The organism is Nocardia jiangxiensis NBRC 101359 (genome assembly GCF_000308615.1).
GTDB lineage: Bacteria > Actinomycetota > Actinomycetes > Mycobacteriales > Mycobacteriaceae > Nocardia > Nocardia jiangxiensis.
In genome coordinates this window covers 1-662 of sequence record NZ_BAGB01000110.1, presented here as the reverse complement: position 1 = coordinate 662, position 662 = coordinate 1, and the positions used below count along the sequence as shown (strand labels likewise).

The window sequence follows — 662 nt, the reverse complement described above, 5'->3', positions numbered from 1 at the left end:
GGCGACATGATCTCGCAAACCTTGAAACTCGGCTACGTCGACGCGACCCTGCTGTTCCTGGCCATCCTCGTGGTGAGCCTGCTCATCCAACTGCGCGCCCGCCGATTCCATCCCGCGCTGTACTGGACCGTGATCGCAGCGACCAGCACAGCGGGCACCACCATGTCCGACCTGCTCAACCGCGGCCCCGGGGACGGCACGTCCACCGCCGGGGGCCTGGGCTATCCCGCCGGCGCAGCGATACTGATCAGCGGCCTGGCCGTGGTGTTCCTGGTATGGAAATTCAGCGGCCAAACCTACGACGTCGCCAACATCACGACCTTCCGGGGCGAACTGCTGTACTGGGCGGCGATCCTGCTGTCCAACACCCTGGGCACCTCGACCGGCGACTTCCTGTCCGACAGCTCCGGACTGGGCTACTGGGGCAGCGCCATTCTCATCGCCGCCATCATGGCCGCAATCCTTGCCGCGCACCACTTCACGAAAATCCCCGGCGTTCTGTTGTTCTGGATCGCATTCGTACTCACCCGCCCACTCGGAGCCACCGGCGGCGACCTGCTGTCCAAACCGCACGCATCCGGAGGTCTGGCACTGGGCACCTACGGGACCTCAGCCGCGCTCCTGGCCATCCTCATCGCCGGGATCGCTTACACCCACCACCA

1 protein-coding gene is annotated in these 662 nt (G+C 65.6%); it reads left to right on the top strand.

Features of this window, described 5'->3' with window-relative positions; genetic code table 11:
* A partial coding sequence (locus ON40_RS34440) for a COG4705 family protein (RefSeq protein WP_040829434.1) occupies positions 1-662 on the top strand: 662 nt, incomplete at both ends.